Here is a 6978-nt window from a genome sequence, read left to right on the forward strand (position 1 = left end):
CAGCCTCAGCGCTTCTCCCGCGGGCCGGTGGTTCCACGCGGCACGAGGCGCACGGGGAGGGAGCCCTCGACCGGGGTGCGATGGGCCGACGGGTTCTCGATGCGGCGCACGAGCCGTTCGACGGCGGCGCGGCCCTGGGCGCGCTTCGGGGTGACCACGGTGGTGAGGCCTCCGCCGATGAACCGCGACAGCGGGATGTCGTCGTGCCCCATGACGGACAGCTCGGAGGGCACGCGCACGCCGGCGCGCAGGGCGGAGACCAGGAAGCCGAAGGCGACCAGGTCGTTGTAGCAGATCACGGCGTGGGGCAGGGAGTCGCGCAGCTCTTCGAAGGCCTGCTCGCCGCCGGAGGTGGTGGGGGCGAAGGGGCCGTGGCGCTGGACCGCGAGGCCGTGGGTGCGCGCTGCGGAGCGGGCGGCGCGCCACCGTTCGCCGTCGGACCACGAGTTCACGGGGCCGGCGACGTAGGTGACGGTGTGAATGCCGTTCTCGGCGAGGTGCGCCATCGCCTGCTGCATCCCGTGCTCGTAGTCGGGGGTCACGGAGTCCAGCCCGGCGACGCGACGGTTCAGGACCACCAGCGGGATCCGCTTGCTGAGGTGGTTCAGCGTCGCGTCCGACAGTCGCGTCCCGGACAGCACGAGGCCGTCGACCACGTTGATCGCGCTCTCGAGGCTGGAGCGCTCGCGCACCTCGTCCTCGACCGTGTCGAGCAGGAGGAGCAGGAAGTCCTGCTCATGAGCGGATTCCTGCATACCGGAGACCAGCTCGGCGAAGTAGGGGTTGGTGAGGTCGGCGACTTCGATGCCGAGGCGGTGATGGCGCTGGCCGCGCTCCTGGGAGTCCGGGGCGGCGGTGCGGTAGTCGAGCTCCTTGGCGGCGGCCATCACCTTCGCATGGGTGGAGGCGCTGACGCGGCCGGGCCGGGAGAAGGCACGGGACACGGTCGACGGGGCGACCCCTGCCGTCTTCGCGACGTCATAGATCGTCACACGCTTGTCCGCCACCTGGCCGGCTCCGTCCCCGCCTGCTCGGCGCTGCCTGTCGGATGGGGCGCCCCTCCGTGCCGGTCATGCGCCGGCAGAGTCGTCCGCGCCCACTCTCTGAGGGACGATCCTACCCCGGGGCGTGGGGCAACCGGCGGCAACCCTGCCGGTCCTGGACGCGCCGCGGCGAGGGAGCGGTATCAGCCCACGGGCGCTGCGCCGCGCAGCCGGGCGGGGCCCACGAGCATCACGGTCAGCGGGATGAGCACCACGATCGCCAGCGCGGACAGCGTTGCGAAGCTGGTCGCGACCAGCAGCGGACCGGCCAGGAAGGCTGCGGTCGCCCCGCAGAGGTTCGCGAGGGCGTCGACGCCGCCCTGGGCGGAGGCCCGCACCGTCGGCGGGACGACGGTGCTGAACAGGGCGGAGGCGGAGACGTTCACGAACGACCAGCCCAGGCCCAGCAGGATCAGGGAGGCGATCACCCACCCGGTCGCATCGGGCCGCAGGATCCCGATCAGCAGCGAGACCAGCAGCACGAGGATCCCCACCACGATCGTGAAGCGCACCCCGCGCCGGTCGGCGAGAAGGCCCACCACCGGGGCCAGGGCGAACATGCCCACCACGTGGAGGCTGATGGTCAGGCCGATCACCGCGATCGAGTCGCCGTGCCCGGCCAGGTGCACCGGGGTCATGGTCATCACCGACACCATGACGATCTGCGCGGTCAGCAGTCCCACCACGGCGAAGCGGGCGGGGGCGTTGGTACGCAGCTCGGCGAGCATGAGGCGGGTGCGTCCGGTGCGGGGGCCGACGCCGCGCGCCACGGCGACGGCCTGCGGATCCGGGGCGTCGGCCTCGAGCAGGAGCAGAGGGTCCGGTCGCAGGCGCACCACCACGACGAGGCCGGCTGCTGCCAGCGCCACCGCGGCGATCAGGAACGACGCGGCGTAGACGTTCAGCCCGATGCGGTCCCCGATCCACTGCCCGGGGATGCCGAGGTTGGGGCCGAGCACGGAGCCCAGCATCCCCACCCACACCACCATCGACAGGGCGCGGGCACGCTGGGCGGGGGCGGCGAGGTCGGTGGCGGCGAAGCGCGCCTGCAGGCTCACCGCGCTGCCGGCGCCGATCAGCAGCAGACCCACGAACAGCGGGACGACCAGGCTCGCCTGGGCGGCGACCACGAGCAGGGCGCCGCCGGCGGCAGCGGTCCACCAGCCGGTGGCCAGGGCGACCCGACGGCCGTACCGGGCGGCCAGGTTCCCCAGCGGGAGTCCGAGCAGGGCGGCGCCGAGGGTGCTGGCGGTGCGGGCCAGGCCTGCCCAGGCCTCGTTCTGGGTGACCTCTCCGGCCAGGAGCACCCCGATGGACGGGGCGACACCGACCCCGATGGTGCCGATGACCTGCATGAGGATCAGGGTGTGCAGGGTGCGGCGCTGGATCGCGGCGCGGTCCCGGATCGCGGCGCGCTGCGGACCGCCGTCGGCCCCAGGGGTGATCGCGAGGTCACCTGGCGCAGCCCCGGCGATGTCACCTTGCGCCGACCGGGCGGCGTCGCCGACGACGTCGCCATCGACCGCTGCGGGATCAGCGGCGCGGGTGCGGGGTCTGTGCGGCACGGGGCTCCTCGGTGGGGCCGCGTCTCGGCCCGTCATCGGCGTTGAGCCTATCGAGCGCCGGCTGGTCGAGCACCGGCCGTCCGGGCAACCGGTCAGTCGCGCAGACCGTACTCCTCATCCAGTGTGGTCGTCACGAGGTACCGGGTGTCCTCGATGTACACCGAGGTCGCGGCGTCGGCGGAGAAGAGCTCGGGAACGGCGAGGGGCCCGGTGAGGTCGGCATCGTAGGGATGGACCATGAGCCCCTGGGAGGTGTCCAGCACCACGAGCGTGCCCTCCTCGGGGCGCTGGGCGTAGGCGAGGCGCTCCCCGGCGGTGAGGAACACGAGCTGCTCGGGGTCCTCGTGCCGCCAGGTCTCCTCGCCGTCCTCGTCGAGGCCTCGGACGGTGCTGCCCGCGGCGACCACGGTGACGTCCAGGCCGTGGTCGTAGGCGGCGGCCCGGACGCCCTTGGCGAGGACGCTCCCGTCGGCGATGTCCAGGAGGATCCCGACGCCCTCCTCGCCGACGAGGACCGCCTGCCCCGTGGACTCGTCGATCGCTCCGGCGATGCGGGCGGCCGACGGGGCCACGCCGTCCGGGAGGGGGACGCGCCAGAGGCCGGCGACCACGTCGGTCCCGGCGGTGCGGAGCACGACGCCGGCGTGCTCGGCGAGGATCCGTCCGTCGTCGAGGTCCTCCTCCGCGAGCAGCACCTCACCGGTGTCCGCGGACAGCACGATGCGCGGGCCAGCGTCCGCCGAGCCCGCGTCGGCAGTGTCGGTGGTGGCGGCGGTGTCGGCGGCGGCGTAGACCAGCCCGGGGGCCGCCCGCGGACCGGGCACGGAGACCGGTCCCCAGAGCGTCTCCGCGGTGCGCAGGTCGTAGCCGGTCGCCGTTCTCTCGGCGTCTCCCTCGATCGGCGGCGCGTCCGTCGAGCCCCCGCCGTCCGAGGCAGCCCCGTCGGCGGTCCCGTCGGCCGTCCCGTCGGCGGTCCCGTCGGGCGCGGCGCCCGGCGGGGTCGTATCGGTGAGCACCGCGACGGCCCGGCCCCCGGCATCCCGGGACAGGGCGAAGTCCGTGCAGCTCAGAGGTCGCTGCGCGGACCACAGGGCGCTGCCGTCCTGGTCGACGGCGGTGTATCGGAGGCGGTCCCCGCTGTTGTCGTAGCCGAGGAAGATCCCGTCCATGACCTGGGGTGTCGCGGTCCAGCCGGGATCCACCACGATCATCACGGTCATCTCGAGCGGCAGACGCAGGGTGGTGGGGTCGACGACCTCCGCGCTCTCCCCGATCAGGGTCGGAGCGGGATCGACGGCGAGGTCCGGCCGGATGGAGGGCTCGGGCTCCGACGGGCCGGGGGTGTCGGCATCGCAGGCGCTGAGCGTGAGCGCACCGAGCGGCAGCGCGAGGAGGAGGCTGCGGCGTCTCATCGTCGGCCTCCGGGTCCCGGCCGACGCGCCTCGGTGGCGCCCTGGGAGCCCTCGAAACCCTGGGAGGCCTCAGAGCCCTGAGAGGCCTCGGAGCCCAGGGAGGTCTCGGAGCCCTGAGGGGTCTGGGAGCGCGGGGAGGCGGGGCGGCGTCGGCGGCGGTCGCTCCACCACCACAGCGCCAGGGCGAGCGCACCGAGAGCGAGGATGACGGCGATCTGGATCCCGGTGTCGGACAGCACGGCGGCGTTCGCCTGCCACTGGGCGAGTACCCGGGTGGGCACCAGGGACGGCATCGTGACCAGGCCGTTCGTGGCCCAGAACAGGATCCCGAGGGCGATGATCACGATGCCGGTGACCAGGGCCGTGGTGTGCAGGGGGCGGCCCAGCACGGTGAGGGTCCGGCCTCGCAGCATCGTCAGCGTCCGGGGGCTGAGGCGGTCCCACAGCGCGGCGAGCACGAGCAGCGGGACGACCATGCCGGCGCCGTAGACGGCCAGCAGCGCGCCGGCGCGCACCGCGCTCCCCTGCCCCGCGGCCAGGGTGAGCACGGCTCCGAGGATCGGGCCCGCGCAGAACCCTGCCACGCCGCCGACGGCGCCCAGCAGGAACGTGCGCGGCAGGCCGACGCCCCGGGAGGACGCCTGCTGGGCGCGCCGCATGCCCGGGACGAGGCGCCCGAGGTCGACACCGATCCCGAGGGCGTGCATCACTCCGAGCACGATCAGCACGAGCGAGGTCACGGTGACCAGCGTCGAACGGTGGTCCACGAGCAGGGAGCCCAGAGCGCCCGCGCCGATGCCGAGTGGGACCAGGGTGAGCACGAGCCCCAGGTAGAACACGGCGCCGTGCACGGCGAGCCCGGCGCGGGTGGTCACGGTCGAGGCGAAGAATCCCGGCAGCAGCAGGGCTCCGCAGGGGCTGAGCAGGGCGAGAGCGCCGCCGAGGAACGCCGTGAGCAGGCCGATCTCCATGTCAGGACTCCTCCCCCGCGAGAGCGTCGTCGATGTGGTCAGTGAACACCTCGGTGGGCTGCGCTCCGACGCTCGGCGTCCCGGCCAGGACGAACGACGGGGTCGTCATGGCGCCCAGCTCGATGCCGCTTCGGGCATTGTCCGAGATGATCCGCGCGACCTCCTCGGAGTGCAGATCCTCCGTGAACTGCTCGACGTCCAGGCCCAGCTGCTCGGCGAGCTCGATCAGCGACTTCTCGCTGAGCTGCGCGGAGGAACGGATCTCGCCCCCGTCGAACAGCGCCTGCTGGTACTCGCCGTGCTTGCCCTGCCGGGCCGCGGCCAGGGCCGCACGTGCCGCCCGCGTGGAATCCTCCCCGTAGACGTTCACGTCGCGCCATTCGATGCGCAGCTCCCCGCGCTCGACGTACTCCTGCAGGGCGGGCAGGGTCTCGTCGGTCCACTGGGCGCAGTACGGACACTGGTAGTCGGTGAAGACGACGAGGGCCACGGGGGCATCGACCGGGCCGTCGGCCAGCAGATCCCCCGGGTCGCGGGTCTCGGCGCTGCTGAGGTCCGGCTGGGCGACCTCGGAGGGCTGCGGGAGGTCCGCGGCGACAGGGGCCGTCTCCGTCGCGCTCCGGGGATCGCTGCTGTCGTCCTCGGTGCCCGGCCGGAGCCAGAGGACGGCCGCGATGAGCAGCGCCGTCACGAGCAGGATCGTCATCGGGACGAGGAGGCGTCGCCGCGGCGGAGCCTGCCGGCCCGCTTCAGGGTCCGGTGTCTGCGCTCCGGTCACGTCGCCTCCTCTCCTGCGTGATCACGCTCATCCGGCGCCTGCCGACGGGCGGGCCGGTCACGCGGCCACTGTGCCAGATCCACGTGGTCCCCGGGACCTCGGGCCGGCCGCGTCAGTGCGCCCCGCCGTCAGTGCGCACCGCCGAGCTCGATGAGCAGCACGCCGGCCACGATCAGTCCCATCCCACCCATCATCACCGGCGTGAGGGCCTCCCGGAACAGCAGCCGGGAGAGCAGAGCGGTCAGCACGATGCCGGCCGCGGCCCACACTCCGTAGGCCACCCCGAGGGGCATGCCCGCCTGCAGCGATCCGGACAGCAGCGCGAAGGCGAGGGCGTATCCGACGATGACCAGGGCGTACCAGGACCGTCGGCCGCCCGAGGCCACTCGCAGCGCGAGCGTCGAGACCACTTCGCTCACGACCGCGCCGCCGAGCAGGAGCCAGCTCATGCGCCCTCCGTCCGTCGCTCGAGCGTCGCGCCGCGTGCCCGATGCGAGCCGAGCTCGACGACCGCGACGCCCGCCGCGATCAGCACGATGCCGCTGGCCTTCATCAGCGTGAACGCCTCGCCGAACAGCAGCGCGGAGAGGATCGCCGTGAGCACCACGCCGCATGCGGCCCAGATCCCGTAGGCGACCCCCAGGGGCATCCCCCGGCGCAGCACCAGCGCGAGGGACGCGAACGACAGGCCGTAGCCGACGACGACCGCCCCGTACAGCGCCGGCTGGTCGAGGGCACCGCGCAGGGCGAGGGTCGCCGTGACCTCGCTGAGGATCGCGCCGACCAGGAACAGCCAGGCGGTCATGAGTCAGCTCCGAGCAGGTCCCGGGCGAGCGCGTGCAGGGACTCGGCGTCCGCGGCGGAGGTCTCGAGCAGGCCGCTGGCCCGGTCGAACCAGAGCCCATCGGCCATGAGGCGCACGGCGAGCAGGCGGCGCCGATGGCTGGCAGACGTTCCCGCGGGAACGCCGAGCCAGCGGTCCACACACTCCCTCCAGCGCTCGGTGAGGGCGACCCGCAGCTTCGGATCCGCGAAGATCACCAGGTCAGCAGGGCTGAGCGGGGCCTGGCAGGCCCAGTCGAGGTAGGCGAGGAACCGCTGCGAGGCGGTCGCCTCGGCGAAGACCCGGTCCGCGGGAACGCTGCTCGCGGGCGCAGCTCCAGCTCCAGCTCCAGCTCCAGCTCCAGCTCCAGCTCCAGCTCCAGCTCC

7 protein-coding genes and 1 pseudogene are annotated in these 6978 nt (G+C 73.5%); all 8 read right to left on the reverse strand.

The window, feature by feature from the left end:
* Positions 1-5 precede the first annotated feature (5 nt).
* Positions 6-1007: a LacI family DNA-binding transcriptional regulator gene (locus INT49_RS15050; protein WP_193118566.1), complete on the reverse strand. Its 1002-nt coding sequence runs from the start codon at positions 1005-1007 to the stop codon at positions 6-8.
* A 179-nt stretch (positions 1008-1186) separates the two neighbouring features.
* Positions 1187-2608 carry an MFS transporter gene (locus tag INT49_RS15055; protein ID WP_319021646.1) on the reverse strand — a complete coding sequence of 474 codons (1422 nt, stop codon included), beginning with the start codon at positions 2606-2608 and terminating at the stop codon, positions 1187-1189.
* 92 nt (positions 2609-2700) lie between these two features.
* Positions 2701-4020 (reverse strand): hypothetical protein, encoded by a 1320-nt coding sequence (locus INT49_RS15060; protein WP_193118567.1) that lies wholly within the window; start codon positions 4018-4020, stop codon positions 2701-2703.
* Positions 4017-4991: a cytochrome c biogenesis CcdA family protein gene (locus INT49_RS15065; protein WP_193118568.1), complete on the reverse strand. Its 975-nt coding sequence runs from the start codon at positions 4989-4991 to the stop codon at positions 4017-4019. The genes INT49_RS15060 and INT49_RS15065 overlap by 4 nt, the downstream gene beginning before the upstream one ends.
* A 1-nt stretch (position 4992) precedes the next feature.
* Positions 4993-5769, reverse strand: coding sequence for a DsbA family protein (locus INT49_RS15070; protein ID WP_319021647.1), 777 nt, complete (start codon positions 5767-5769; stop codon positions 4993-4995).
* A 128-nt stretch (positions 5770-5897) separates the two neighbouring features.
* Complete coding sequence (locus INT49_RS15075; protein WP_193118569.1) at positions 5898-6218, reverse strand: DMT family transporter; 321 nt, start codon at positions 6216-6218, stop codon at positions 5898-5900.
* Positions 6215-6574, reverse strand: coding sequence for a DMT family transporter (locus INT49_RS15080; protein WP_193118570.1), 360 nt, complete (start codon positions 6572-6574; stop codon positions 6215-6217). The genes INT49_RS15075 and INT49_RS15080 overlap by 4 nt, the downstream gene beginning before the upstream one ends.
* Positions 6571-6978: pseudogene (locus INT49_RS15085) on the reverse strand (hypothetical protein); the annotation flags it as partial. The gene INT49_RS15080 and the pseudogene INT49_RS15085, both read right to left, overlap by 4 nt.

The organism is Brachybacterium tyrofermentans (assembly GCF_014897585.1).
Classification (GTDB): Bacteria; Actinomycetota; Actinomycetes; order Actinomycetales; family Dermabacteraceae; genus Brachybacterium; species Brachybacterium tyrofermentans.

Bases quoted from the DNA above. Each gene is read 5' to 3' on its own strand.
- INT49_RS15080 (WP_193118570.1), bottom strand. From the start codon at position 6,574: ATGACCGCCTGGCTGTTCCTGGTCGGCGCGATCCTCAGCGAGGTCACG.
- INT49_RS15065 (WP_193118568.1), bottom strand. From the start codon at position 4,991: ATGGAGATCGGCCTGCTCACGGCGTTCCTCGGCGGCGCTCTCGCCCTG.
- INT49_RS15060 (WP_193118567.1), bottom strand. From the start codon at position 4,020: ATGAGACGCCGCAGCCTCCTCCTCGCGCTGCCGCTCGGTGCGCTCACG.
- INT49_RS15075 (WP_193118569.1), bottom strand. From the start codon at position 6,218: ATGAGCTGGCTCCTGCTCGGCGGCGCGGTCGTGAGCGAAGTGGTCTCG.